Genomic DNA, 24,444 nt, shown 5'->3' with positions numbered 1-24,444 from the left:
GTTTGTCACCTCATCGATCTCGATCCACGATGGATCCATGGAGCTTCAGCAGATGCGGTACGTCGTCGCCGTCGCCGAGACGAACAGCTTCACGCGTGCCGCGGAACGGTGTCTGGTCGTCCAGTCCGCCCTCAGCCACCAAATCGCCCGCCTGGAGAAGGAGTTGGGTGCGAGACTCTTCGAGCGCACCAGCCGCCGGGTGCGGCTGACACCGGCCGGCGCGGCCTTCCTCCCGGCCGCCCGCCAGTGTCTGGACGCCGCCGAGCGCGCGGCCGCCGAGGTCGCGGCGGCCGTCGGGGAGGTACGCGGGCGGCTCGCCGTGGGCCTGATCCCCACCGTCACCGCGGTCGACATCCCGGGCGCGCTGCGCGACTTCCGCGAGCGGTACCCGCGGGTGCGCATCAGCCTGCGGGTGGGCGCGAGCGACGAACTCGTCGAGCAGGTCGAGGAGGGCGCCCTCGACGTGGCGTTCCTCGGCCTGCCCACCACAGCCCGCCCACGGGGTGTCGCCGCCCATGAACTCGCGCGGGACCGGCTCGTCGCCGTGGTCGCGCCGGACCATCCCCTCGCCGGGGAGTCACAGGTCGACCTGCGCAGGCTCTCCTCCGAGGTGTTCGTGGACCTCCCGGCCGGGACCGCCGGACGCGCCCAGTCCGACCTGGCCTTCGAGGCCGCCGGACTCACCCGTGACGTGGCCTTCGAAGTGACCAGCGCGGACTTCATCGCCCGGCTCGTCGGACCGGGCCTCGGCGTGGCGATGCTCCCCACCGCCTACGCGCCTCAGCTCGCGGGCGTCGTCACCATCGAGGTCGCCGACGCACCGGCCCGCGTCGAGTACGTCATCTGGAGCCGCTTCAGCCGCACACCGGCGGCGACGGCCTTCCTCACGGCGCTGGACATCACGCCCCCGGAAGCCTGACGCGGGCGACGGCATCCGGGCCGCCCCGCCCTCACGACGCCTGCCGACGGGATCGGCGCAGCGAGGACGACCGAACCACCAGACGGGTCCCGATCACCACGGGCGGCGGTGTGCGCGGCGGATCCTCCACGAGGCTCACCAGCGCGTCGACAGCCGCCGTTCCGGCCTGTTCGGGGGCCAGCGACACCGTCGACACGGGCGGGACGGTCCGCCCGTAGGCCGGATCCTCGCTGCCGCACACCACCATCAGGTCCTCCGGCACCGAAAGCCCGCACCGCGCGGCCGCCGCCAGGATCTGACGGCCGCACGGGTCGTACAGCGCGAACACCGCGTCCGGCCCGCCCTCCCCGGTCAGCAGGGCGTCCAGACCCCGTCCCGTGGCGTCCTCCTCGTCGAACGGGACCACGCACGGCCGCACACCGGTCCGCGCACACCACCGCCGGTAGGCCGTCGCGCTCGCGCGGCTGTAGTACTCCCGGGTGGGCCCCGCGATCAGCGCGATCCGCTCCGCGCCCTGCCCGGCCAGATGCTCCAGCACACGGCGGGTCATGGCCTCGTGGTCGTTGTCGACCCAGGTCTCCCGCGCCCGCAGATCGTCGGGGCGGCCGTCGAACACCAACGGCAGACCGCGGGCCCGCAGCACCCGCACCACGGGGTCGCCGGGCGGACTGTCCAGCACCACCACCCCGGCGGCCGGGAGGGTGCGCCACATGTGCTCGGCCGGCCCCGAGTCCATCGCCATCAGCGCATAGCCACGCCGATGCGCGGCGACGGTGGCCGCGCCGATGGCCTGGGCGAAGTACGGCACGCTCGCGAAGTCCCACGCGCTGTCCCCATGAGTGGTCACCGCGAGCGCCAGGGTGCGCCCGCCGCTGCCCACCGGGCCGTAACCGAGCGCACCGGCCACCGCCCTCACCCGGGCCCGCGTCGCCTCCGAGACCCGGCCGGTGCCGCCCCGCACGTTGGACACCGTCGCGGTCGACACCTCCGCCGCCCGTGCCACATCCCCGATCGTCACCCTCGACACGCCCGGCAGAATACGCTCCCGCCCGCGCGTCACCCGCCGATGTCGTGGGTTGGGGCGGGCGACGGGAGACAGCGGTCCGACCGGAAGAGTTACGGGCCCGACTCTGGGAACGCGCCACGGAACGGAAAGGACTACGCAATGCCCAAGATCGCCATCATCCTCGGCAGCACCCGCCCCGGCCGCAACGGCGCGGCCGTCGCCCAGTGGGTCTTCGACATCGCCCGGCGGCGCACCGACGCGGAGTACGAACTCGTCGACATCGACGACTACCGGCTCCCGCTCCTGGACGAGGCGGTCCCGCCGTCGCTCGGCCAGTACGCACAGCCGCACACCAGGACCTGGGCGGAGAAGATCGCCTCCTTCGACGGCTATGTGTTCATCACCCCCGAGTACAACCACTCCACCTCCGGCGCCCTGAAGAACGCCATCGACTTCCTGTACGCCGAGTGGAACAACAAGGCCGCCGGCTTCGTCGGCTACGGCAGCGCCGGTGGCACCCGCGCGGTCGAGCATCTGCGCCTGGTCATGGCCGAGCTCCAGGTGGCCGATGTGCGCGCGCAGGTCGCCCTGTCCCTGTTCACCGACTTCGAGAACTTCAGCACGTTCACCCCCGCCGAGCACCAGACGGAGGCCGTGAACACCCTGCTCGACCAGGTCGTCAGCTGGAGCACCGCCATGGCCACCGTCCGCGCCGCCTGAGCGTTCCGCGGGAAGTGCCGCGAGGTGCGGTCGTTCAGCGAGGCAGTGCGTGGCGGCCGGTCAGCCAGTCCCGGCGCATCAGCGGCAGGGTGCTCTCCACGTCCCGGACGCCGGTGACCGGCAGCCGCACCTCGAAGCGGGTGCCGGGGCGTCCGTCGGGCCGGTCCAGTACGGTGATCCGGCCCCGGTGCAGGGTGATCTGCTGGGCGACCAGGGTCAGGCCGAGGCCCGAGCCGGGGCTGTCCGGGCCGCGCCGGAAGCGCTGGAAGACCTCCTCGCGGCGCTCGGGCGGGATGCCGGGGCCGTGGTCGTCCACGGTGAGCACGGCGAGCGGCTGCCCCGGGTCACCGGAGTGGCGCAGGGTCACCTCGATATGGGCCGTGCCGTCGGTGGCACGGCCATGGGTCCAGGCGTTGGTCAGCAGGTTGTCCACCGCCGAGCGCAGCCCTTCCTCCCAGCCGTGCACCAGCAGCCCCGGGGTGGTGCGCACCGACACCTCGGCGTCCGGATGGGCGCGCCGCAGGTCGGAGACGGACGCGTCCAGCACCTCCGTGAGGTCCAGAGACGTGAACGCGTCCGCCTCGACCAGGTCGCCCTGCGCGAGCGCCCTGAGCATCACCAGCAGCCCCAGCAACCGGGTGTGTTCGCGGCCCAGGTCGTCGAGCACTTCCGCGCGGTCCACCGGGTCGAGGTCGGGGTGGTCGGCGAGGATGTCGATGTTGGTGCGCATGCTCATCAGCGGGGTGCGCAGCTCGTGGGACGCGGTCGCGGCGAACGCGCGGGCGGTGGCCAGCGCCTCCCCGGTGCGTTCGACCTGCTCGTCGTAGCGGGTGAGCACGGTCTGCATCGTGTACGCGAGGTCGTCGACCTCGCCGATACGGGTCGGCGTGTGCTCCAGGCGCACGGCGCTGGTCCGGGGGTCCAGGCCGCTGGTGCGCCGCTGCAACCGCCGCAGCGGCAGGACCGCCCGGGCCGCGATGGCCCAGGTGGTGGCCCCGGCCAGGGGCGCGGCCACCAGCGCCCCGAGCAGGACCCGTTGGCGCACCAGCGCCAGCTCCTCCTCGGCGGTGTCCGGCGAGAACAGCCACAGATTCGGCGTGGTGCCCCCTTTCGCGGCACCGACACGCAGCGACAGGACCAGCCAGTCCGTGTCACCGGAGGTCACGGTGACCGGCTTCTGGGCGTCGCGGGGCAGCGAGGGGAACGGATCGGGCTGCGGCCCGGCCGAGATCGTGTCCCCGGGCGCGGTCAGCCGGATGCCCACGTCCCGCGCGGAGTTGACCAGCCGTCGCTTCCGGGCCTGCTTCATGACCGGGCGGTCGGTCCCGGCGACATCGAGGAACGACTTGGCGTTCTTGGCGACGACCGTGGCGCGAGCGCGCAACTGGGAGTTCTGGTGGGCGCGCAGATCGTCGCCGACCAGATGCAGCAGCAGCCAGCCGGAGGCCAGCACCAGCAGCGGCACGCTCACGCCGACCGCGAGCGCGATGCGGGTGGACAGCCTCATGGCGCCTCCCCGGATGGCGTTTCCCCGGACAGTCCGTCGTTGCCTGCCATGCGTACCTCTGTTCCGCGGTGGTCGAACGCGTCCGTTCGAGGAACAGATCAAAGCATCGACATGGCCGGTGTCTCCACACCGGACCGGCGCGGCACCGGCGACCGCCGCCGCGGTGGCACCGCGGTCAGGAGCCGAGAGCCCCGGTGAGCGCGTCGGTGAGCGCGTCGGTGAGGGTGGTCGTGGGCCGGCCGATCAGACGGCTCAGATCCGAGGAGTCGGTGAAGAGCTCACCGCGCTCGAGCCCGAGGTCCGAGTCGGCGAGCACCTCGGCCAGTTCGGCGGGCAGCCCGGCGTCGAGCAGCGCACCGCGGAACCGCTCGGCGGGGAGGTCGCCGTAGACCACCTCCTGGCCGGTGGCGGCGGACAGCGCGGTGGCCGGCTCCGCGAGGGAGAAGGCGGTGTCCCCGCCCAGCTCGTACACCGAGCCCGCATGCCCTTCGGCGGTCAGGACGGTGGCCGCGGCCTCCGCGTAGTCGCGTCGCGACGCGGCGCTGACCCGCCCGGCACCGGCACTGCCGGGCACGACTCCGGACCGCAGATAGAGCGGGATCTGGGAGGTGTAGTTCTCCAGGCACCAGCCGTTGCGCAGGACGACCCCGGGCACCCCGCTGTCGCGCGGACACCGCTCGGTCTTCGCATGGGCGTCGGCGAGGATCATGCTCGCGGTGTGCGCGTTGAGCGTGCTGGTGTAGGCGATCAGCTCGGCACCGGCCCGCGCGGCCGCGTCGATGGCGCGGGTGTGGTTGTCGAACCGCTCGCTGACGGTGGTCGTCGACACGAGCAGGACCTTCCGCGCCCCCTTGAACGCCTCGGTGAGGCCGGTGGCGTCGGTGAAGTCGGGACGGGCTGGTCCGGCGGACCGTCCATCCGGAGATCCCGCCCCGGGTCGAGTACGAGATCACCGAACTGGGCGCCACGCTGCGCGAACCGTTGGTGGCGCTGAAGGACTGGTCGATGCGTCACATGGACGAGGTGCTGGAGGCGCGGGCCGCCTACGACCGGGAGCGGGACGCCGCCGCGCAAGGCTGACTCGGCCCCCGGTCGTTCTCAGGTGTGCGGGAACGGCTCGGTCAGCGCTGTGAGCACATGGTCGGCCCCGGCGGCACGCAGCTCCTCCGCGGAGTAGTGGCCGCTCGCGACCCCCACCGCCGTCGCGTTCGCCGCGCGTGCGGCCTCGATGTCGCGAGGGGTGTCCCCGACCACATAGACATCGGAACGGCCCAGATCGTGCCCGTGCAGCCGGGCGGCCTTCGCCATCGCCAGGCGGGTGATCTCCGCCCGGTCCGGGGAGTCCGAGCCGTAGGCGCCGAACACGAAATAGCGGCCCAGCCCGCCCCGTTCCATCTTGATCCGGGCCGCGCCCTCCATCGCGCCGGAGATGAGCCCGAGGATGATCCCCGCGTCCGTGATCCGCCGCAGGGTGTCTTCGGCGCCGTCCATGACGCGATACCCCTCCGAGGTCCGGATGTCCTCCGAGAGATGCCACAGATACGCCGCGTACAGACGGGCCATCTCATCGTGACTGGGCTCGCGGCCGAGCACGGCCCGGAACGTCTCCCGGCCGACCTGCGGATCCGTCTCCCCGGCCGAGGTGTGTTCTCCGATATCGGCGGCCACGCCGTGCAACCGGTCGAAGGCCCAGGCCCAACTCCGGGCTCCCGAGCCTCCGGTGTGGATCAGGGTTTCGTCGATGTCGAAGAGCGCCGCTATCGGTCCGGCCATCACACGTTCTCCTCCGGTTCCGCCTGCTTCCAGGGTGCGTGGTGGCACCGGGGGCGGCCAGTTGCGGGGCCGCGGTGTTGGTGGTGCCGTTGAAATGACGGAGGCAAGCACCCCCCCCGGAGGACCGAGAAGGGGAGCGACCATGGGCACCACCGACCGCGGCCTGCGAGCCGACCTGCTCGTGATCGGTTTCGGCAAGGGCGGCAAGACGGTGGCCGCCACGATGGGCGGGCTCGGCAAGCGCGTGGTGCTGGTCGAGCGGTCGGCGCGGATGTACGGCGGCACCTGCCCGAACGTCGGCTGTGTGCCGACCAAGGCACTGGTCCACCACTCCCGCAAGCGCCGGCCGGAGGATGTGCCCCAGGAGTGGTACGAGCGCTCCGTGGGCGAGGTGCGGGCGCTGACGAAGCTGTTCCGCGGTGGCAACTACGACGGGCTGAACGACATGGACACCGTCTCGGTGATCACCGGAACCGCCGCGTTCACCGATCCGCACACCGTGCGCGTCGAGACCGCCGACGGCCCCCTGACGGTCACCGCCGAGACGATCCTCATCAACACCGGATCGGAGCCGATCGTCCTCGACATCCCCGGCCTGCGGACCAGCCAGTACACCGTCACCAGCACCGAACTGATCGACACCACCATCCTCCCGGAACGGCTGGCGATCATCGGCGGCGGCTACCTCGGCCTCGAATTCGCCTCCATCTACGGGCAGTTCGGCTCCGAGGTCACCGTGCTCGAGGCCGCCCCGAAGGTGTTCGGCCTGGTGGACGACGACGTTGCCGCCGTCGCGGAGGACATCCTGGTGGAGGAGCGCATCGAGATCGTCACGGGGGCCGCCGTCACGGAGATCCGGGACGGTGAGACCTCCGCGACCGTCGTCTACGAGACGGACGGCCAACAGCACACGCTGGAGGCCGACGCCGTCCTCGCCGCCACCGGCCGCGCACCGGCCACCCGCGATCTGGGGCTGGACGCCGCCGGTGTGCGCACCACCGAGCGCGGCGCGGTCGAGGTCGATGAGCATCTGCGGACCAGCCGGCCGCACATCTTCGCCCTCGGAGACGTCAACGGCGGGCCGCAGTTCACCTATATCTCCCTCGACGACAGCCGTATCGTCCTCGATCAGCTGCTCGGCGAGGGCAAGCGCTCCACCGACGACCGGGTCGCCATCCCGCACACCGTCTTCATCACCCCGCCGCTGGCCACCGTCGGGCTCACCGAGAAGCAGGCCAGGGCGGCCGGGCACCGGGTGAGGATCGCGAGCCAGCCGGTCGCCGAGATCGTCGCCATGCCGCGCGCGTACATCGTCGAGGACACCCGTGGGGTGATGAAGTTCGTGCTCGACGCCGAGACCGACGAGATCCTGGGCGCCGCGCTGCTCAGCGTGGACGCGCAGGAAATCATCAACACCGTCGCGCTCGCCATGCGCCACGGCATCCGGGCGACCGAGCTCCGCAACGCCGTCTACACCCACCCCACCTCCACCGAGGCCTTCAACGACGTCCTCGCGACGATCGTCAGAGCCGACACCTAGCGAGGCTCAACGGACAACCATCGAGCGCACGGAGGGCGGCGTCGCCATGACCGACCTGGACACGCTGTCGGTGAACACGATCCGCGGACTGTGCATGGACGCGATCCAGAAGGCGAATTCGGGGCACCCCGGAACGCCCATGGGCATGGCGCCCGTCGCGTACACACTGTGGCAGCGGTTTCTGCGCTTCGACCCCGCCGATCCCATCTGGCCGAACCGCGACCGCTTCGTGCTCTCCGAGGGCCATGCCTCCGCCCTGCTCTGGTCGCTGCTGCACCTGACCGGTGTGCGCACGGTCGACCCCGAGTACGAGGTGCTGGGACGTCCGGCGGTGACCCTCGACGATCTGAAGTCCTTCCGGCAGCTCGACTCGCGCTGCCCCGGCCACCCCGAGTACCGCTGGACGAGCGGCGTCGAGACGACCACCGGCCCGCTCGGCCAGGGCGTCGCCACCTCCGTCGGCATGGCGATCGCCGGCCAGTGGCTGGCGGCCAGGTACAACCGCGACGACTTCACGCTCTTCGACTTCGATGTGTACGCGCTCGCCGGGGACGGCTGCATGATGGAGGGCGTCTCCTCCGAGGCCGCCTCGCTCGCCGGACACCTGCGGCTGTCCAACCTGTGCTGGATCTACGACTCCAACCGGGTCACCATCGAGGGCCACACCGACATCACCTTCACCGAGGAGCTCGCCGCGCGCTTCCTGGCCTACGGCTGGAACGTGACCACCGTGGCCGACGCCAACGACCTCGGCCGGATCGGCCGCGCCTTCCACTTCTTCCGCGCCGAGACCGAGCGCCCGACCCTGGTCCTCGTCCACAGCCACATCGGGTACGGCTCGCCGGTCGAGGACTCACCGAAAGCACACGGGTCGCCGTTCGGGCCGGAGGGGGTCAAAGCCACCAAGCGCGCCCTCGGCCTGCCACCCGACGCCGACTTCCACATCCCCGACGGTGTGCCCGACTGGTTCGCACGGGGGATCGGCGCGCGCGGTGGCCAGTTGCGCAGTCACTGGGAGAAGACGTTCGACGCCTACCGCGGCGCGTACCCGGAGCTCGCCGACGAGTTGGAGCGGATCCAGCGCCGTGAGCTGCCGGACGGCTGGGAGACCGCGCTGCCCACCTTCCCGGCCGATCCGAAGGGCCTGGCCGGCCGCGACTCCTCGGGCCAGGTGCTGAACGCGGTGGCCAAGGCGGTGCCCTGGGTGCTCGGCGGGTCCGCCGACCTGGCGCCGTCGACCAAGACCCGCCTCACCTTCGGCGGTGCGGGCGACTTCCAGCCGTATGACCGCGCCGGGCGCAATCTGCACTTCGGCGTACGGGAGCACGCGGCCGCCGCGGTGGCCAATGGAATGGCGCTGACGAAGCTCCGTCCGTACTGGTCCGGGTTCCTGATCTTCTCCGACTACGCCAAGGCGGCCATTCGCCTCTCCGCGCTGATGGAGATCCCCACCGTGCACATCTTCACCCACGACTCCATCGGGGTCGGCGAGGACGGGCCCACCCACCAGCCCGTCGAGCAGCTGGCGGGGCTGCGCGCCACGCCCGGGCTGCTGGTGTTCCGCCCCGCCGACGCGAACGAGGTCGCCGAGACGTGGCGGGTGGTCGCCGGTCTCCGCCGGGCCCCGGCCGCGCTGGTCCTCTCCCGCCAGCCGCTGCCCACCCTCGACCGCACCCGGCTCGGCGCGGCCACCGGTGTCGCGTGGGGCGCCTACGTCCTGGCGGACGCGGACCGGGGCGAGCCCGAGGTGATCCTGCTCGCCACCGGCTCCGAGGTGGCGCTGGCCCTGGCCGCGCACGAGGAGCTCACCGCCGAGGGCATCGCGTCCCGGGTGGTGAGCATGCCCTGCTGGGAGCTGTTCGACCGTCAGCCGCGCGAGTACCGCGACCAGGTGCTGCCGCCCGCGGTCACGCGCAGGGTCGCGGTGGAGGAGGCCTCCACGTTCGGCTGGGACCGGTACGTCGGCGCGGACGGGGCCGTCGTCGGCATGCACACCTTCGGTGCCTCCGCCCCCCTCAAACAGCTGCTCACGAAGTTCGGATTCACCCCCGAGCGCGTCGCGCGGGTGGCGCGCGAGCTGGTGGCCCCGGGCTGAGCGGGCGATGACGCGACAGGAGAGCACATGGCTACCGACACCCCCACGCAGCTCGGCATGATCGGGCTCGGCCGGATGGGCGCGAACCTCGTGCGCCGGCTGATGCGCGACGGCCACCGCTGTGTGGTCTACGACGTCAACGAAAGCGCCGTACAGGAGATGGAGGGAGAGGGCGCGGTCGCCGCCCGCTCGCTCGGTGACCTGGTGGCGAAGCTGGAGCGGCCACGGGCCGTGTGGCTCATGCTGCCCGCCGCCGTCGTACAGCCCACCCTCGACCAGCTCACCGAGCTCCTCGACCCGGATGACGCCATCATCGACGGTGGCAACTCCTACTACCGCGACGACATCACCCGCGCGGCGCAGCTCGCCCCGCACCGCATCCACTACCTGGACTGCGGAACCTCCGGCGGCGTCTGGGGACTTGAGCGCGGCTACTGCCTGATGATCGGCGGTGAGGACGGGCCCGTCGCCCGGCTCGACCCCATCTTCCGCACCATCGCGCCCGGCGCCGGCTCCGCCGAGCCGACACCGAGCAGACACGCCGACGGAACGGCGCCGGAGGGCTATCTCCACTGCGGTCCGAGCGGAGCCGGCCACTTCGTGAAGATGGTCCACAACGGGGTCGAGTACGGCATGATGGCCGCGATCGCCGAGGGGCTCAGCATCATCGACCACGCGGACGCCGGACTGCGCAAGCGCGCCGCGGACGCGGAGACCACCCCGCTGCGCGAACCGGAGGCGTACCAGTACGAGATCGACGTCGGCGAGGTGGCCGAGGTGTGGCGCCGCGGCTCGGTCGTGGGCTCCTGGCTCGTCGATCTCACCGCCGACGCGCTGGCCCGGTCACCGCAGCTGGACGAGTTCACCGGTCGCGTCTCGGACTCCGGCGAAGGGCGCTGGACGGTACGGGCCGCGATCGACGAAGGCGTACCCGCCGCCGTGATCAGCACGGCGCTCACCGACCGCTTCCAGTCGCGGGGCCTCGGCGAGTTCGCCGACCGGGTGCTGTCCGCCATGCGCAGCGAGTTCGGCGGACACGCCGAGAAGAGGAGCGGGCGATGACGGCACCGGACGACCATGTGATCGTGCTCTTCGGCGCCACCGGCGACCTCGCCAAGCGCAAGCTGCTCCCCGGGCTGTTCCACCTCGCCGCCGCGGGACTCCTCCCCGACGGCTACCGCATCGTGGGCTCGGCCCCGACCCGCTCCGCGATGAGCGACGACGCGTTCCGCACCCTCGCCCATGACGCGGTCGCCACCTTCGGACGGTCCAAGCCGACCGGGCCGGGGTGGAAGTCCTTCGAGGAGTCGCTGTCCTTCGGCGCGGCCGACCCCCAGGACCCCGGGGCGCTGCTCGCGGCCGTACGGGCGGCGGAGGACTCCCTCGGCGGGCCGTCCCGCAGACTGTTCCACCTGGCCATTCCGCCCTCGGCGTTCGCGTCCACCATCGGCATGCTCGGCGACACGGGCCTGGCGGCGGAGAACGCGAAGGTGATCGTGGAGAAGCCCTTCGGCACCGATCTGGCGTCGGCGCGGGCGCTCAACGAGACGATCAACGCCGTCTTCGACGAATCCCGGGTCTTCCGCATCGATCACTTCCTCGGCAAGGAGTCGGTGGACAACATCCTCGCCCTCCGCTTCGCCAACGGCATGTTCGAGCCCAACTGGAACCGGGACCACATCAGATATGTGCAGATCGATGTGCCCGAGACGCTCGGCCTGGAGGGCCGTGCCCACTTCTACGAGGGCACCGGGGCCTTCCGGGACATGATCGTCACCCATCTGATCCAGGTGCTCGGCATCGTGGCGATGGAACCACCGGTCTCGCTCGCCGCCGAGCCGTTGCGCGACGAGAAGGACAAGGTCTTCGAGGCGATGCGCCCCATCGGGCCCGGGGATGTCGTGCGCGGCCAGTACGAGGGCTACCGCGACGAACCCGGGGTGGCCCCCGACTCGACGACCGAGACGTTCGCCGCACTGCGGGTGGAGGTGGACAACTGGCGGTGGGCCGGGGTCCCGTTCCATCTGCGCTCCGGCAAGAACCTCGCACGGGGCCGCCAGGTGATCACCCTCGGACTGCGCGAGCCGCCCCTGCGGATGTTCCCCACCGACCTCGCCGACCAGGAGAAGAACCGGGCCAACAAGATCGTGATCGACTTCGGGGACCCCGGGTGGATCGCCGCCCGCTTCCTCACCAAGGAGCCCGGCCCCGCCATGCGGCTCGAACCGGCCACGATGGCCTTCGGCTACGCCGGGTCGTTCTGCGAGGAGAACGGGCTCGAGGGCTACGAACGCCTCATCCTGGACGCCATGCTGGGCGACCAGTCGCTGTTCACCCGGGCAGGCGGCATCGAACGCATCTGGGCCGCGTCGACCCCCCTCCTGGAGAACCCCCCGCCGGTCCAGCCCTACGCCCCCGGCTCCTGGGGCCCCGAACCGGCCGTCAGCGAACTGATCGCACCCTACTCGTGGCATCTGCCGGACGCCGCCGAGGTCCTGCCCGGCACGTTCGGCACCGACTGACGGCTTTTTTCGCCGTCAACCAGTCGCCGGCCGTCCTGAGCCGGGCCGGCGCGCCGGACGCGGAGCTGCGTAGCGTAGTCCGCTACGCCGCGATGACGGCCGCCGTGGTGCGGCCCCCGTCGACGTCCAGCACGATGCCGTGGACGAACGCGGCCTCGTCGCCCGCGAGATAGACCGCCGCGTGCGCGATGGCCTCCGGACTTCCGACGCCCCCGGCCGGGGTGCCGTTCATCATGGCCTCGCCCGGGTGCGCCTCGCCGGGTACGGGCGTGTGGACCACTCCCGGAGAGATCGCGTTCACCCGCACACCCCGCGGGCCGAACTCGGCGGCCCAGGCCCGGGTCAGGGTCTCCATCGCGCCCTTGCTGGAGCTGTAGAGCGCGCCGATGGGAATGCCCAGCCGGGCGATCCACGACCCCAGGTTGACGATCGCCCCGCCACCGGCCTCGGCCATCGCCGGAGCGATCGCGGCGGTCAGGAAGAACGGCGCCTTCACATTCACCGCGTAGACGTGGTCGAAGGACTTCTCGTCGGTGTCCGCGGTGCTGTCACCGGGGTAGATCCCGGCGTTGTTGACCAGGACGTCGATGCCTCCGCCCAGAACGGACGCCGCCTCCTCGGCCAGGGCGCGGGAGGCCTCCGCGCTTCCGTTCAGATCCGCCCGTAGGAAGTCGGCGCGGCCGCCCCGCGCACGGATGGCGTCGACCACCTCCGTGCCCCGCTCGGCGCTGCGCCCGGACACCACCACATGCGCGCCCTCGGCGGCGAACCGCTCCGCGATCGCCCGCCCGATGTTGCTCGTCGCACCGGTCACCAGCGCCCTCTTGTCCTGCAACCGTCCACTCATCACGCACTCCCGCACGCTCGTTCTCCGCACCGTGGAGGCCCCGCGGGTCCGCCGGGGCCATGCCACTGTGCGAAGAAAAAAATGGACTTGCAAGTCCAGTATCCCGGGGGTCGCTCAGGCCGCCGCGGCGCGCTCATCCGTGGCGTTCAGGCCGCCGCGGCGCGCCGCAGATCCCCGATGCCCTGATCGAGCGCGGCCCGCAGATGGTCGGCTCGGCCGGTCGACTGGAGAATCAGCACACCACCCTGGATGCCCGCCAGCAGCGCGGCCGCGCGGTGCTCGACATCCAGCTCGGCGGGCAGCTGCCCGGCCGTCTGGAGGGCCCGGATGCCGGTGGCCAGGCTCTCCTGCCACTGCCGCATCAACGCCACCACGACATCCCGGGCGCCCGGGGTGGAGCGGCCCAGATGGAGGACGAGCGAGCCCAGCGGGCACTCCTCGCCCTGCTCCGCATAGCGCTTGACCACTTGATCGCGCCACCGCTGCCACGCCTCCCAGGAGTCCAGGCAGCCCAGGTACGGCTGCTGGTCCGCCAGGACCTGGTCGGCCTCGTGGTGCGCGACCGCCAGCAGCAGCTCGTCCTTCCCGTCGGGGAAGTAGTGGAACAGCTGGCTCTTGCTGGTGCGCGTGCGCGCCATGACGTCGTCGAGCGTGGCCGCCGACACGTCCTTCTCGCGCAGCACCGCGGCCGCGCCCTCGACGATCCGGTTCCGGGTGGCCTTCCCCTTCGCCGTCAGCTCCTTGCGCATGGTGCGCTGCGCCCCTCTCGACTGGACTGGCTGGTCCAGTCTATGGCGCCTCGGGCGTCGGCCACAGCGCGCGGGCGGCGTCGGGCAGGCCGTCGACCGCGTCCGGGCCGAGCGTGGCGAGCTGGAGGATGTAGCCGGGCACCGTCGAGGTGATCAGTTGGGCCAGTGAGTCCGGCGTGGCGTCCGGCGGTAGACGGCGGGAGTCCTGATGCTCCCGGACGATGGTGGCGAGGTCGGCCGTCGCCTCGGTGAGCGCGGTCCTGAGCCGCTCGGCGAGCGTCGGGTTGCGCAGGGATTCGGACCAGGTCAGCAGCGCGATGGCGGCGAAGCCGTTCTCCGCGTGCTTCGCCCTGATGACCTCGAAGAGATCGGCGATCGCCGCGCCGGCCCCGGCGGCGGGCCTGCGCTCGGCCTGGCGGCGGGCCTCGTGCACCACCTCGGCCAGGTTCTCCTCGGCGATCGCGATGATCATGTCCTGCTTGCTGGGGAAATACCGGTACACCGACCCCGAGGACATCCCGGCCTCGGCGAGCAGATCCTGCATCGACGTCTCGTGGAAGCCGTCCCGGACGAAGCAGCGCCTCGCCGCGGTCAGGATCTCCGCTCTGCGGGCGTCGAGGTACTCCTGGCTCACCTTCGGCATGGCGTCAGGCTACAGCAAAAGTGATCGATCGTTCGTCTTCTTCTTGACAGTGGGGCGGCGGGCGAGGCAGTGTGACGAAATAAGAGAACGGTCATTCGTTTTTTTAGACGGGAGAACGCTTGTGGCGACAGCCAGTGGAGTCGTGCCCCGGGTCGCGCATGACGTCGCGCGCGCCCTGCAGGACAGCGGCGTCGACCGGGTCTTCCTGATCACCGGTGGTGATCTGTGGCTCTGGCGCGCCCTGCGCGATCACGGCATCGAGATGTGCCTGGCCCGCAGCGAGGCCGCGTCCGTGGTGATGGCCGACGCCTACGCCCGGGTCACCGGCAGGCCCGCCGTGGTCTACGGGCAGTGGGGGCCGGGAGCGGCGAACGTCGCCGCCGCGCTCGCGGACGCCCGATGGGCCCACAGCCCGCTCGTGGCGCTCACCAGCACGGTCTCGACGCGGGTCGAGTACAAGTACGAGTACCAGGAGCTCGACCAGCCGCCCATGTTCCAGTCGGTGACGAAATGGCAGGCACGGGTCACGCGCGCGGACCGCGCCGGGGAGCTCGTCGCCCAGGCGTTGCGCATCGCGGGTGCGGGAGCTCCGGGGCCGGTGCACATCGACATCCCGTGCGACATCCTCGCCGCGGAAGCGGTGGAAGCGGCAGAAGCCGCACCGTCGCACGCCAACGCCAACGCCAACGCCGATGCCTTGTACGCACCGATCCGTCGCCCGGCCCCGTCGGCTCCCTCGGCCGCCGCCGTGGCCGACATCGCCGACCGCCTGGCCCGGAGCCTGCGACCGGTCCTCCTGGCCGGCAACGGGGTCCTGATGGCCGATGCCGCCGAAGACCTCACCCGACTCGCGGAAACCGTGGGTGTTCCGGTCCTCACGACCCTGGGTGGAAAGGGCTCGATCGCCGAGAACCATCCCCTGTCGGTCGGCGTGGCGGGACGCTACGCGAGCAAGGTGGCGAACGGGATCGCGCGCGAGGCCGACTTCGTCCTCGCGATCGGCACCGACCTCGGCGGCCTCGCGACCGATACCTACACGCTGCCCTCGTCGGACGCGGACGTGGTTCAAGTCGACGTAGTGGCAGAGCACATCGGCCGGACCCGTACGGTCGACGCGGGAGTGGTAGCCGACGCCGGTGAGCTGTGCCGTGCCCTTGCCGTGGCACTGCCCTCGGAGCCCGGCAACCGTGCTCATCACACCTGGCGCGAGTCGGTGCGGAGCAGGTGCGCGACCTGGCAGGAGGCGTTCCGGGCCGTTGCGCACCGCCCCGCCGCCGGGCATGTCCGGCCCGAGGCCGTCGTGGCGATCCTGCGCGAGCTGGCGGACGACCGCGATCTGCTCGTCGCGGACACCGGGTTCATGGGGGCCTGGGGAGGCGCGCTGTTTCCCGTCCACGCGCCCGGCCGGACGTTCCTGCGCGCCGCCGGCACGCTCGGCTGGGCGTTCCCGGCGGTCCTCGGGGCACAGCTCGCGGCCGGGGCGGAACGTCGCGCGTTCGCGCTCGTGGGCGACGGTGGCTTCGGCTACCACGTAGGAGACCTGGAGACCGCGCTGCGGCTGGACATTCCCGCGGTGACCATCGTCCTGAACAACGCGAGCCTCGCCTACGAACACGTCGGGTTCAAGCACGCCCTCGGCGAGGAGCCCGTGTCGGAGGTCTGCGACTTCCTCGACGTCGACCACGCCAAGGTCGCGGCGGCGTACGGGGTGTTCGCGGCCCGCGTCGACTCGGCGGACGCCTTCCGGGGCGCCCTGGAGAAGGCGATCGCCGCTGCCCGCCCGGCGTTGATCGATGTCGTCGTCAGCAAGGAGCGCGTCGCCCCGGTCACCACCTTCGACACCCGACTGGTCAGGGACGTCTGACCGCGTCGTCGTGGCAGAGAGCCACGGAAGAACGTCATGGAAGAGAGCCGTCGAAGAGAGGAGATGGCCATGCGGCTGCCGCTGCTCCATCCCGAGGAACTGACCCCGGCACAGCGGGATCTGTACGACGCCTTCGACACGATGGTGAAGGCCGACGAGTACGCCGGATTCGAGGTCCGTGACGCCGACGGAGCGTTCGTCGGACCGTGGGGGGTGATGCTCCACTTCCCGGAACTGGGGCAGGCGCTCGCCCGGTTCATCGACCTCGCCCAGCGGCTTCCCGGACTCTCGGAGCGGGCCCGCCAGGTCGTCATCCTGACGATCGGAGCGCGCTTCGACGTGGCGTACGAGCTGTACGCGCACGCTCGTCTGGGGGCGCGGGCCGGGCTGCGGCCGGATCAGGTGGCGACGCTGTGCGCGGGCGGCCGCCCGTCCGGCCTCACCGAGGAGGAGGCGCTCGCGGCCGACGTCGCGACCGCCCTGACCGGCAAGGGCCCTGTGCCGGGCCCGCTGTACGACACGGCCGTCAGGACGCTGGGGCGGGAAGCCCTCGACGCGATCGTCTTCGTGACCGTCCACTACCTGGCGCTGGGAGTCGTCCTCAACGCGTACGACGTGCCGGCGGGAGGCCCGGCCCCGCGGAAGTAGCCCCGTAACCCCCTACCCCGTACCCCATACCCCGTAAGGAGGAGAAATCCCATGTTCGAGGATCCCGAGGACTTCGGGACGTTCGGTCGCTACGTGGAGACGCCGGTCGACGCCATGCCACCGGAGACGCGCACCGCGTACGAGTACACTCGGCGACTGCGTGGCCTGGTGCCCGGCCCGCACAAGATCTGGCTGGCCAACCCCCGGCTGCTGACGGCAATCGTGCCCACCGGTGCGTACTTCCAGACGGACTCGTCGCTGTCCAAGGCGGAGATCGAGATCGTCACGAACGTCGTCACCGGCCACTGGCGCTCCGCCTACGCCGCCTATGAGCACGAGAAGATCGGCGTGGCGCTGGGCGGTCTCGACCCGCGGCAGGTGGAGGCCATCGTCGCCGGCCGTCCCGCCTCCTTCGACGACCCACGGCAGCAGCTCGTGTACGAACTCGCGTCATCGCTGGTGGAACGGCGTGTCATCCCCGTCGGGCTGTACCGCCGGGCCAAGGGGACGATCGGCGACGCGGGCATCGTCGACGTCACCGTGCTGATGGGCTGGTTCACCGGTGTGTCGCTGACCCTCGCCGCGTTCGACGTGCCGTCGAACGCGGTCGGCCTGGACCAGTGAGACCCGGAGGAAGGACGACCATGGAAACCGCAACCCTGCACACCGTCGCCGAGTTCCCCGAGCACTCCTTCCTGGAGAATCTCGCGGTGCGCAGTGACAACTCGATCGTCGTGACATCGCTCAACCACAAGCAGCTGTGGCTGATCCCGGCTTCCGGTGCGACGGACACCCCGGTCGAGCCGATCCTCCTGCACACCTACGACCATCTCGTCACGGCGGTCGTGGAGACCGAGCCGGATGTGTTCCACGTGGCCCTCAGCGACGGCTACACCACACACGCGTCGTATCTGAGCCGGGTCGATCTGCGTGGCCGGCCACTCGGCGCCGCGCCCGCGATCGAGACGGTCCTCACCTTCGACTCCCGGGTGCGCGCCCTGAACGGGGGCTGTCTGATCGCCCCCGGTGTCCTGCTGCTGGCCGACTGCTTCGGCGGTTTCGTCTGGCGTGTCGACCTCTCCGCCACCGGCGGGCCGGCGGCCGCCGACGTCTGGCTCGCCCACCCGAGCATGGAGCACGACCCGCTCAGCACTGTGAAGCCGCCCCAGCCGGGCATCAACGGTGTGCGCTACGCGGAGCGGACCCACCACCTGTACTACACCTCCACGGCGCGGCGGTTGTTCATGCGGGTGCCGGTGGACCCCGACACCCTCGATCCGGCCGGAGCGCCGGAGCATGTCGGCGGCGGCACGATGGCCGACGACTTCTGCCTCGACGAGGACGCGGGCGTCGCCTACGTGACGACGCACCGTCAGAACACCCTCGACCGCGTACTGCTGGACGGGCCGCCGGACCAGCCCCGGGACATCGTCCTCGGCGACCCCCTGGACCTGCGGCTCCTGGGGCCGTCGAGCATCGCCTGGGGCCGCGGTCCCGGTGAGTACGGACGCGTGGCCTACCTCATCACCGACGGCGGGACCACCGCACCGCCTCCGGACGGCCGTGCGCGCCGCTCGAAGGTCCTGCGCATGGAGCTCGCGCGGTAGGTCGCCGCAGGCGGCGAGCCGCGGGCCGTCAGTCGGGGTCGTCGGCCAGCTCCGCGGCTTCCTGCCGCAGGGCGTGCGCCACCGCGTTCGCCGACGCCGTGGCGGGGCTCGGCGCGTGCGCGAGGCTGACGCGTCGCCACTCCTGCGCCACGCCCTCGACGGCGACCAGACGCACACCTGGCGGGACGGCGGGAAGCAGTGCCGGTGGGGCCGTGGTGATGCCCGCCCCGGCCGCCACCAGGTGAAGCTTCGTCAGCCAGTCGCGGACGGTGTGGCGGACCCGGGGCCGTCCCGGCAGCCCCGGCCAGACGCCGAGCAGTGGCTCCTCCGCGGCGGCCGGGCTGGCGATCCACGGCTCGCCCGCGATCTCCTCGGCCGTGACGCTGTCGCGTCCGGCGAACCGGCCGCTCGCCGCCACCGCCACGGTCAGCCGGGTCTCGAACAGCGGCTCCACGCGCAGCGGCGGGGCGTCGGTGTCGGGGGAGCGGTGGGGTGGCCTGGAGGACAGCAGGGCGATATCGAGCGTGCCGGTGCGCAGCGCCCGTACCAGCGACGGGGTGGTGCCCTCGCGTGTGCTCACCCGGATCCGGGGGTGCTCCCGGCGCAGGGCCGCCAGCGCGCGGGCCACGATCACCGCTCCGGCGGTGGGGAAGAAGCCGAGCCGGACCGGGCCGTCCTCCGCCTCGCCCCCGCGCAACTCCCGGTCGGCCGCGTCGAGCGCGTCCAGGGCGACCACGGCGTGCCGCAGCAGGCCGCGCCCCTCGGCGGTCAGCCGCACCCCGCCCGGGTGGCGGTCGAAGAGCCGGGCACCGGCCGCCTGCTCCAGCGCGGCCACCTGCCGGGAGACGGCCGACTGGGTGTATCCGAGCGCCTCCGCCGCGGCGGTGATCGTGCCCCGCTCCGCCACCTCGCGCAGCACCCGCAGCCCGACCAGGGTCATGTCCATGAGCGCACGTCCATGCGCGGGTCGTCCAGGTGCGTGTCATCCAGACGCGTGTCATCCATGCGCAGACAGCATACCGGCCATGCGAGACATTCGTTGGCGGAATGTCGTGGGGCTTCCTAGCGTGGTGAGCACACCACAGCAGAACGGAACGACACACCATGCCTCTGGTCAACATCTATCTGCGCGAGGGCACCACCCCGGAGTACCGCCGGAATGTCTCGCTGGGCATCCACCGGTCGATGGTGGACGTCCTGAAGGTCCCGCAGGACGACCAGTTCCACCTCATCCACGAGCTCAAGCCCGAGAACGTGCAGACGCAGCCGGTGTTCTTCGACATCCGCCGCGGCGACCGCACGATGTTCATCCAGCTCTTCTTCAACCACCGCGACCCCGGGCAGAAGGCGGAGCTGTACGCGGCCATCCGCAGGAACCTCCTGCTGTACGCGGACGTCCCCGAGGAGGACATCCTCCTGTGCGTGGTCGAGACGAACAGCGAGAACTGGTGGGCGGCTGGGCGGGCCGTCAACCCCCGGACGGGCTTCGACGAACGCATGGACATCGATTGACTCTCGATAGAAATCGCTCGTCGCGGTGTGGATGCTGCTCGCCGTGGTCCGCCGCGGCGCGATCTTCGCACCCGACGTCGCCGCGTTGAAGAACGGCCGGGCGAAGGCGGTGCGGTTCACGACGCTCGACGCCCCCGCTTTGGGGATCCGCACACCACGCACCCACAGGACTTGGCACCGTAGGACCATGACGAGCACTGAGCCGGACACACCGCCCACAGGCACTCCCGAGAACACCGAGCGGCCGCCCCGCGTCCCCGTGGCGCAGGCCATGCGGGGCGCCGCCCGGCAGTTGGGGGAGTTGCTGGGCACCGCGCCGGAGGCGGTTTCCGCGATGCAGCCGACGCCGGACGGCTGGGTGGCCGATGTGGAGGTCGTGGAGCTGGAGCGGGTGCCCGAGACCATGACCATCATGGCCACCTACCGTGTGACCCTCGACTCACAAGGGCAGCTCCTCGGCTACGAGCGGCAACACCGCTACGCCCGCGGTCAGCTCGACCGCGGACGTTAGACACCGGAGCCAGACCAGGCACGGCCGTTCTTTTGCCGGGTTTCCTCCCACGGCCCCGCGCCATGGACGTCGTCCGCGCGGGGCCGTTCCATGGGCGCGCGCCCTGTGTCACACGCGCCCACATCGGTGAACGCCACCGCCACCGCGCCCGTATCAGACGCGGACAGGCGAGCGACCGAGCGCGACCGAGAGGAAGCACACGTGACCGTGATGACGCAGACCGGCGGGCTGCCTGCCACCGCAGCGACCGGTTCAGGGACCGGAAGCCTCTTCGACATCCTCGAACTCATCCTGGACCGTGGCCTCGTCATCGACGTGTTCATCCGGGTCTCCCTCGTCGGCATCGAGATCTTGAAGATCGACATCCGGATCGTGATCGCCAGCGTGGACACATATCTGCGCTTCGCCGAGGCGTGCAACCGCCTCGACCTGGAATCGGGCCGCAAGGCCCCGGACAAGCTCAGCGACATCGTCGGCAACATCGTCGAGGGCGGCGCCCGGGGCAAGACCGAGGGGGCGATCAGCGGTGCCCTCGGTGCCATCGGCGATGTCTTCGACCGCGACCGCGACGACGAGGACAGGTGACCATGTCGACCCCGTCCCAGTCCCAGTCTCCTTCTCAGTCCGCGTCCCAGCCCCCGTCCCCGACCCCGTCCCTCTACATCTACGCGATCACCGGGTCCGACCATCCGCTGCGGCTGGCGGGACTGCGCGCCGTGGGCGGCGGGTCCGGCGACGCACTGCGCGCGGTCACCGGCGGGCCGTTGGCCTGCGTGGTGAGCCCGGCGCCGCCGGACCTGCGTCCCAAGCGCCGTGATCTCGCCGCCCACCAGGAGGTCCAGGAGCGGCTGATGGCGGACGGCGCGGTGCTGCCGATGCGGTTCGGCATGCTGGCGCCCGACGACGCCGCGGTGACGGCGGCGCTGGACGGCAAGCGCGCCGAATACGTCCGCAGACTCGAGGAGCTGCACGCCACGGCGGAGTTCAACCTGAAGGCGGCCCGCTCGCAGGAGGACCTGCTGCGGGAGGTGCTCACCGAGTCCGACGACGCCCGGCGCCTCAACGAACGCACCCGCGACGGCGGCGGCACCTACGCGGACCGAGTGGCCCTCGGCGAGCTGGTGGCACATCAACTGGACGCGCGGCAGCGGCTGCTGGCCGACCAGGTCGTCGGGCGGCTGTCCGAGATGGCCCGCGGCAAGGTGATGGCCTCCCCGGCCGGGGAGGACTTCCTCAACGCCTCGTTCCTGGTGGAGCGGGGGCGCGCCGAGGAGTTCTCCCAGGCCGCGCGGCAGCTCGCGCAGGGCTACGGAGAGGGCTACGACTTCCGGCTGCGCGGCCCCTTGCCGCCGTACAGCTTCGTGGCCTGAGGACGGGGGCGTCATGGGACTGCTGACCGGACTGCTCACCTTTCCGCTGGCGCCGGTGCGCGTCACCGTCTGGGCCGCCGAGCAGATGGCCGCGGCCGCCGAGCGCGAGTACTACGACCCGGCGCCGGTCCGGCGCGCCCTCGCCGAACTGGAACAGGACCTGCTGGCCGGGCGGATCGACGAGGACGCGTACGACCGCCGCGAGGACGAGTTGCTCGACCGGCTGGCACAGCTGGAACGCCGGGAACGGCCGGACGAGCGGAGACGAGCCCCGTGACGACGACAGAACCGGTGGCGGGCAGGTTGGGCTCGCCACGCCTGCCCACCACCCCGTACGGCCAGGGCGCCGAGCCCGCCCCGTCGCTCGCCGACATCCTGGAGCGGGTGCTGGACAAGGGCGTGGTGATCGCGGGCGACATCCGCATCAACCTGCTGGACATCGAGCTGCTCACCATCAAGCTCCGGCTGCTCGTCGCCTCCGTCGACAAGGCGAAGGAGATGGGCATCGACTGGTGGGAGCACGATCCGTCGCTGTCCTCCCGCGCCCGCACCCGGGCCGTACCGGACGACGACGCGGAGCGGTCCCTCACCGAGGAGAACGCCCGGCTGCGCGCCGAGATCGCGGCGCTGCGGACACGGGCCGAGGACAGGAGCGTGGACGGTTGACCGAGAGCGCATGGCGACAGCACATGGTGTACGCCTACGCGGTGCTGCGCCCCACCCCGGAGGCCGCGCAGGCGGTGGCCACGCTGCGCGGGGTGGCGGACGAGCAGGTGGGGCTCGTGGAGACGGACGACCTGGCCGCGGCCGTGGGCCCGGTCCCGGCCGAGGAGTTCGAGGAGGGCGCGCTGCGGGCGGGCCTGGAGGAGCTGCCCCGGCTGGAGGCGCTGGCCCGCGGCCACCACGGGGTGGTGGCGGGGCTGGCCTCGCTGGGCGCCGTACTGCCGCTGCGGCTGGCCACCGTCTACCGGGACGAGGACCGGGTGCGGCGGGTCCTCCAGGAGCGTCGCGACCAGTTCCTGCCGCTGCTGGAACGGCTCGCCGGGCATGTCGAATGGGGCGTCAAGGTCTACACCGATCCCACGGACTCCCTGGCGGGGGACGCGGCGGGGGCCGCCGAGCCCACGGGTGGGGAGACCGCGGGTGGGGAGGGGTTCCTCAGTCCGGGCCGGGCCTATCTCGCCGCCCGCCGTCGGCGCCGGCGCGGCGCCGAGGAAGCCTGGCAGACGGCGGCACGGACGGCCGCGCGCATCGCCGAGGAGGCCGGGGGCCTGGCGGTGGGCAGGGTCGCCCATCGGCCGCAGCGCGGCGAACTCGCCCAGGTGGGCGGTGGCGGGACGGCCGGTGGCGGGAAGCCCGGTGGCGAGAACATCGCCAACGACGCGTATCTGGTGCCCGCCGACCGCGCCGAGGAGTTCCGCGCCCGCATCCTGGCCGCCGCCGAGGGGCAGCCCGGGGTACGCGTCGAGGTGACCGGCCCCTGGGCGCCGTACTCCTTCGCCCTTCCGCCCGAGCCCGAACCGGCGGCCCGGCCGGAGCCGGTATGAGCGGCGCGCTGGACGAGGCCCGGACGAGTGGCGCGTTGGACGAGGCCGTATGAGCGGCGCGCTGGACGAGGAGGACGCACGGGCGCTCGCGGGCCGCGAGGTCGCCCTGATCGACCTGCTGGACCGGCTGCTCCAGGGCGGGGTCGTGCTCGCCGGGGACCTCGTCCTGTCCATCGCGGACGTCGATCTCGTACGGATCGACCTGCGCGCGGTCATCGCTCCGGTCGACGCCGAACACCCGGCCCCGCTGCTGCCCTGACGAATGCCCCTGACGAGTGCCCTGCGAACGCCCCGACGAAAGGAAACCCGCGCATGTCAGCCCCCTCCGGCGCCGCCGCCCAGCGGCTGCGCACCGACGCGGACACGGTCGAACGCGATCTGGCCAAGCTGGTGCTGACCGTGGTCGAGCTGCTGCGTCAGCTGATGGAGCGCCAGGCGCTCCACCGCATCGACAAGGGCGATCTGACGGAGGAGCAGGAGGAGCGCGTCGGCATGACGCTGATGATCCTCCAGCAGCGCATGGAGGAGATGTGCGACCGTCACGGCCTGCGGATGGCGGATCTCAACCTCGACCTCGGCCCGCTCGGCACCCTGCTCTCCCCGGCCGGCTCCCCGGCGGCCCCGCCCTCCCGGTGAGAAGCCCCAGGCGCCCGCTCAGCTCTTGCGCGGCCGCGGCTCGGGCCGGTCGATCAACTGCTGCCTCAGCACGATCAGTTGGTGGGACGCTTCGACCGCCCGTGCCTCGTCCAGGGAGGCGTTCTCCGTCCCGGCGGGCGGTTCGCTGGGCATCGTCGGGGAGTCCGGCTCCGGCAAGACCACGGTGGCCCGGATCCTGGTCGACCTCGAACCGTGCCCGTGACTGTGGCCGTCGAAGGCGAGACATCGGCTCACTCTGACACTCGACGGTTCAATGTGAGGAGCTGAGCCCACCTCATCTGCGCATACGTAGCCGGCTGAATTTCTATACGTCGGAGGTATTCCCAGGTGCTCACGGGCCCTGCACCATGCCGGTAGTTCACCACCGGATATGGGAGGCACATACGTGACCGCGCCAACAGGGAACG

General features: G+C 71.7%; 27 protein-coding genes and 2 pseudogenes. 21 read left to right on the top strand and 8 right to left on the bottom strand.

The features are described 5' to 3' along the window. Window positions 1–37 precede the first annotated feature (37 nt). On the top strand, window positions 38–919 hold the full coding sequence (locus tag KHP12_RS14380; RefSeq protein ID WP_037955704.1) for a LysR family transcriptional regulator: 882 nt from the start codon (window positions 38–40) through the stop codon (window positions 917–919). Window positions 920–950: 31 nt separating this feature from the next. On the opposite strand, the gene KHP12_RS14375 is transcribed toward KHP12_RS14380, so the two are convergent. Then, a complete protein-coding gene (locus tag KHP12_RS14375; RefSeq protein WP_244202811.1) occupies window positions 951–1,946 on the bottom strand; it encodes a LacI family DNA-binding transcriptional regulator in 996 nt (331 codons plus the stop codon). A 138-nt stretch (window positions 1,947–2,084) separates the two neighbouring features. On the opposite strand from KHP12_RS14375, the gene KHP12_RS14370 reads away from it, so the two are divergent. After that, window positions 2,085–2,645 carry an NADPH-dependent FMN reductase gene (locus tag KHP12_RS14370; protein WP_086881949.1) on the top strand — a complete coding sequence of 187 codons (561 nt, stop codon included), beginning with the start codon at window positions 2,085–2,087 and terminating at the stop codon, window positions 2,643–2,645. A gap of 34 nt (window positions 2,646–2,679) precedes the next feature. On the opposite strand, the gene KHP12_RS14365 is transcribed toward KHP12_RS14370, so the two are convergent. Both KHP12_RS14365 and KHP12_RS14360 read right to left on the bottom strand, forming a co-directional pair. Beyond that, complete coding sequence (locus KHP12_RS14365) at window positions 2,680–4,152, bottom strand: sensor histidine kinase (RefSeq protein ID WP_086881948.1); 1,473 nt, start codon at window positions 4,150–4,152, stop codon at window positions 2,680–2,682. Window positions 4,153–4,327: 175 nt separating this feature from the next. Next, complete coding sequence (locus KHP12_RS14360; protein ID WP_086881947.1) at window positions 4,328–4,981, bottom strand: Rossmann-fold NAD(P)-binding domain-containing protein; 654 nt, start codon at window positions 4,979–4,981, stop codon at window positions 4,328–4,330. Window positions 4,982–5,049: 68 nt separating this feature from the next. On the opposite strand from KHP12_RS14360, the pseudogene KHP12_RS51020 reads away from it, so the two are divergent. Beyond that, window positions 5,050–5,115: pseudogene (locus KHP12_RS51020) on the top strand (winged helix-turn-helix transcriptional regulator); the annotation flags it as partial. A 135-nt stretch (window positions 5,116–5,250) separates the two neighbouring features. Here KHP12_RS51020 and KHP12_RS14350 read toward each other — a convergent pair. Continuing rightward, window positions 5,251–5,925: an HAD family hydrolase gene (locus KHP12_RS14350; RefSeq protein WP_086881945.1), complete on the bottom strand. Its 675-nt coding sequence runs from the start codon at window positions 5,923–5,925 to the stop codon at window positions 5,251–5,253. A gap of 142 nt (window positions 5,926–6,067) precedes the next feature. On the opposite strand from KHP12_RS14350, the gene KHP12_RS14345 reads away from it, so the two are divergent. The 4 genes from KHP12_RS14345 to zwf are packed head-to-tail and all read left to right on the top strand — an operon-like array spanning window position 6,068 to window position 12,082. Beyond that, window positions 6,068–7,465 carry an FAD-dependent oxidoreductase gene (locus KHP12_RS14345; RefSeq protein ID WP_086881944.1) on the top strand — a complete coding sequence of 466 codons (1,398 nt, stop codon included), beginning with the start codon at window positions 6,068–6,070 and terminating at the stop codon, window positions 7,463–7,465. A 46-nt stretch (window positions 7,466–7,511) separates the two neighbouring features. After that, entirely contained in the window at window positions 7,512–9,560 is a 2,049-nt protein-coding gene (gene tkt, locus KHP12_RS14340; RefSeq protein WP_086881943.1) for a transketolase, read from the top strand. Between the two features lie 27 nt (window positions 9,561–9,587). Next, the gene (gene gnd / locus KHP12_RS14335; protein WP_211833020.1) at window positions 9,588–10,622 is read left to right on the top strand and encodes a phosphogluconate dehydrogenase (NAD(+)-dependent, decarboxylating); all 1,035 of its coding nucleotides are present in this window, start codon (window positions 9,588–9,590) and stop codon (window positions 10,620–10,622) included. After that, entirely contained in the window at window positions 10,619–12,082 is a 1,464-nt protein-coding gene (gene zwf, locus KHP12_RS14330) for a glucose-6-phosphate dehydrogenase (protein ID WP_211833019.1), read from the top strand. Before gnd ends, zwf begins: the two co-directional genes overlap by 4 nt. Before the next feature lie 82 nt (window positions 12,083–12,164). On the opposite strand, the gene KHP12_RS14325 is transcribed toward zwf, so the two are convergent. The 3 genes from KHP12_RS14325 to KHP12_RS14315 form a co-directional block, all read right to left on the bottom strand. Beyond that, entirely contained in the window at window positions 12,165–12,929 is a 765-nt protein-coding gene (locus KHP12_RS14325; RefSeq protein WP_086881940.1) for an SDR family NAD(P)-dependent oxidoreductase, read from the bottom strand. Between the two features lie 146 nt (window positions 12,930–13,075). Beyond that, on the bottom strand, window positions 13,076–13,678 hold the full coding sequence (locus tag KHP12_RS14320) for a TetR/AcrR family transcriptional regulator (RefSeq protein ID WP_211833018.1): 603 nt from the start codon (window positions 13,676–13,678) through the stop codon (window positions 13,076–13,078). A gap of 40 nt (window positions 13,679–13,718) precedes the next feature. Next, a complete protein-coding gene (locus KHP12_RS14315) occupies window positions 13,719–14,321 on the bottom strand; it encodes a TetR/AcrR family transcriptional regulator (RefSeq protein ID WP_086881938.1) in 603 nt (200 codons plus the stop codon). A 121-nt stretch (window positions 14,322–14,442) separates the two neighbouring features. Here KHP12_RS14315 and KHP12_RS14310 point away from each other — a divergent pair, with 121 nt between their 5' ends. From KHP12_RS14310 to KHP12_RS14295, 4 genes are read left to right on the top strand one after another with little or no spacing between them, the layout of a single operon-like run. After that, window positions 14,443–16,185 carry a thiamine pyrophosphate-binding protein gene (locus tag KHP12_RS14310; RefSeq protein WP_211833017.1) on the top strand — a complete coding sequence of 581 codons (1,743 nt, stop codon included), beginning with the start codon at window positions 14,443–14,445 and terminating at the stop codon, window positions 16,183–16,185. 36 nt (window positions 16,186–16,221) lie between these two features. Then, on the top strand, window positions 16,222–16,833 hold the full coding sequence (locus KHP12_RS14305) for a carboxymuconolactone decarboxylase family protein (RefSeq protein ID WP_210610137.1): 612 nt from the start codon (window positions 16,222–16,224) through the stop codon (window positions 16,831–16,833). 51 nt (window positions 16,834–16,884) lie between these two features. Then, window positions 16,885–17,457, top strand: a complete 573-nt coding sequence (locus tag KHP12_RS14300; protein WP_037955613.1) for a carboxymuconolactone decarboxylase family protein — start codon at window positions 16,885–16,887, stop codon at window positions 17,455–17,457. 20 nt (window positions 17,458–17,477) lie between these two features. Next, a complete protein-coding gene (locus tag KHP12_RS14295; RefSeq protein WP_086886430.1) occupies window positions 17,478–18,440 on the top strand; it encodes a hypothetical protein in 963 nt (320 codons plus the stop codon). A 28-nt stretch (window positions 18,441–18,468) separates the two neighbouring features. Here KHP12_RS14295 and KHP12_RS14290 read toward each other — a convergent pair whose 3' ends face one another. Then, window positions 18,469–19,386 (bottom strand): LysR family transcriptional regulator, encoded by a 918-nt coding sequence (locus KHP12_RS14290; protein ID WP_211833016.1) that lies wholly within the window; start codon window positions 19,384–19,386, stop codon window positions 18,469–18,471. A gap of 158 nt (window positions 19,387–19,544) precedes the next feature. Here KHP12_RS14290 and KHP12_RS14285 point away from each other — a divergent pair, with 158 nt between their 5' ends. From KHP12_RS14285 to KHP12_RS53360, 10 genes and pseudogenes are all read left to right on the top strand, one after another. Further along, a complete protein-coding gene (locus KHP12_RS14285) occupies window positions 19,545–19,952 on the top strand; it encodes a tautomerase family protein (protein WP_086886432.1) in 408 nt (135 codons plus the stop codon). 187 nt (window positions 19,953–20,139) lie between these two features. After that, window positions 20,140–20,463: a gas vesicle protein GvpO gene (locus KHP12_RS14280; protein WP_037955606.1), complete on the top strand. Its 324-nt coding sequence runs from the start codon at window positions 20,140–20,142 to the stop codon at window positions 20,461–20,463. A gap of 201 nt (window positions 20,464–20,664) precedes the next feature. Further along, window positions 20,665–21,048 carry a gas vesicle protein GvpJ gene (gvpJ, locus tag KHP12_RS14275; RefSeq protein ID WP_372455195.1) on the top strand — a complete coding sequence of 128 codons (384 nt, stop codon included), beginning with the start codon at window positions 20,665–20,667 and terminating at the stop codon, window positions 21,046–21,048. A 2-nt stretch (window positions 21,049–21,050) separates the two neighbouring features. Continuing rightward, the gene (locus KHP12_RS14270; protein ID WP_086886433.1) at window positions 21,051–21,833 is read left to right on the top strand and encodes a GvpL/GvpF family gas vesicle protein; all 783 of its coding nucleotides are present in this window, start codon (window positions 21,051–21,053) and stop codon (window positions 21,831–21,833) included. 13 nt (window positions 21,834–21,846) lie between these two features. Then, entirely contained in the window at window positions 21,847–22,110 is a 264-nt protein-coding gene (locus KHP12_RS14265; protein WP_037955604.1) for a gas vesicle protein GvpG, read from the top strand. Then, window positions 22,107–22,499: a gas vesicle protein gene (locus KHP12_RS14260; RefSeq protein ID WP_208653302.1), complete on the top strand. Its 393-nt coding sequence runs from the start codon at window positions 22,107–22,109 to the stop codon at window positions 22,497–22,499. The genes KHP12_RS14265 and KHP12_RS14260 overlap by 4 nt, the downstream gene beginning before the upstream one ends. Further along, window positions 22,496–23,380 (top strand): GvpL/GvpF family gas vesicle protein, encoded by an 885-nt coding sequence (locus KHP12_RS14255; protein ID WP_246643109.1) that lies wholly within the window; start codon window positions 22,496–22,498, stop codon window positions 23,378–23,380. The genes KHP12_RS14260 and KHP12_RS14255 overlap by 4 nt, the downstream gene beginning before the upstream one ends. A 49-nt stretch (window positions 23,381–23,429) precedes the next feature. Then, complete coding sequence (locus tag KHP12_RS14250; RefSeq protein ID WP_037955600.1) at window positions 23,430–23,639, top strand: gas vesicle protein; 210 nt, start codon at window positions 23,430–23,432, stop codon at window positions 23,637–23,639. Next, on the top strand, window positions 23,636–24,016 hold the full coding sequence (locus tag KHP12_RS14245; protein ID WP_246643546.1) for a gas vesicle protein K: 381 nt from the start codon (window positions 23,636–23,638) through the stop codon (window positions 24,014–24,016). The genes KHP12_RS14250 and KHP12_RS14245 overlap by 4 nt, the downstream gene beginning before the upstream one ends. A gap of 121 nt (window positions 24,017–24,137) precedes the next feature. Beyond that, window positions 24,138–24,224 (top strand): annotated as a pseudogene (locus KHP12_RS53360) (ATP-binding cassette domain-containing protein); the annotation flags it as partial. Window positions 24,225–24,444: the final 220 nt, after the last annotated feature.

The sequence above is a fragment of the Streptomyces asiaticus genome (genome assembly GCF_018138715.1).
Taxonomy (GTDB): domain Bacteria; phylum Actinomycetota; class Actinomycetes; order Streptomycetales; family Streptomycetaceae; genus Streptomyces; species Streptomyces asiaticus.
This window is presented reverse-complemented; position numbering and strand designations above follow the sequence as displayed.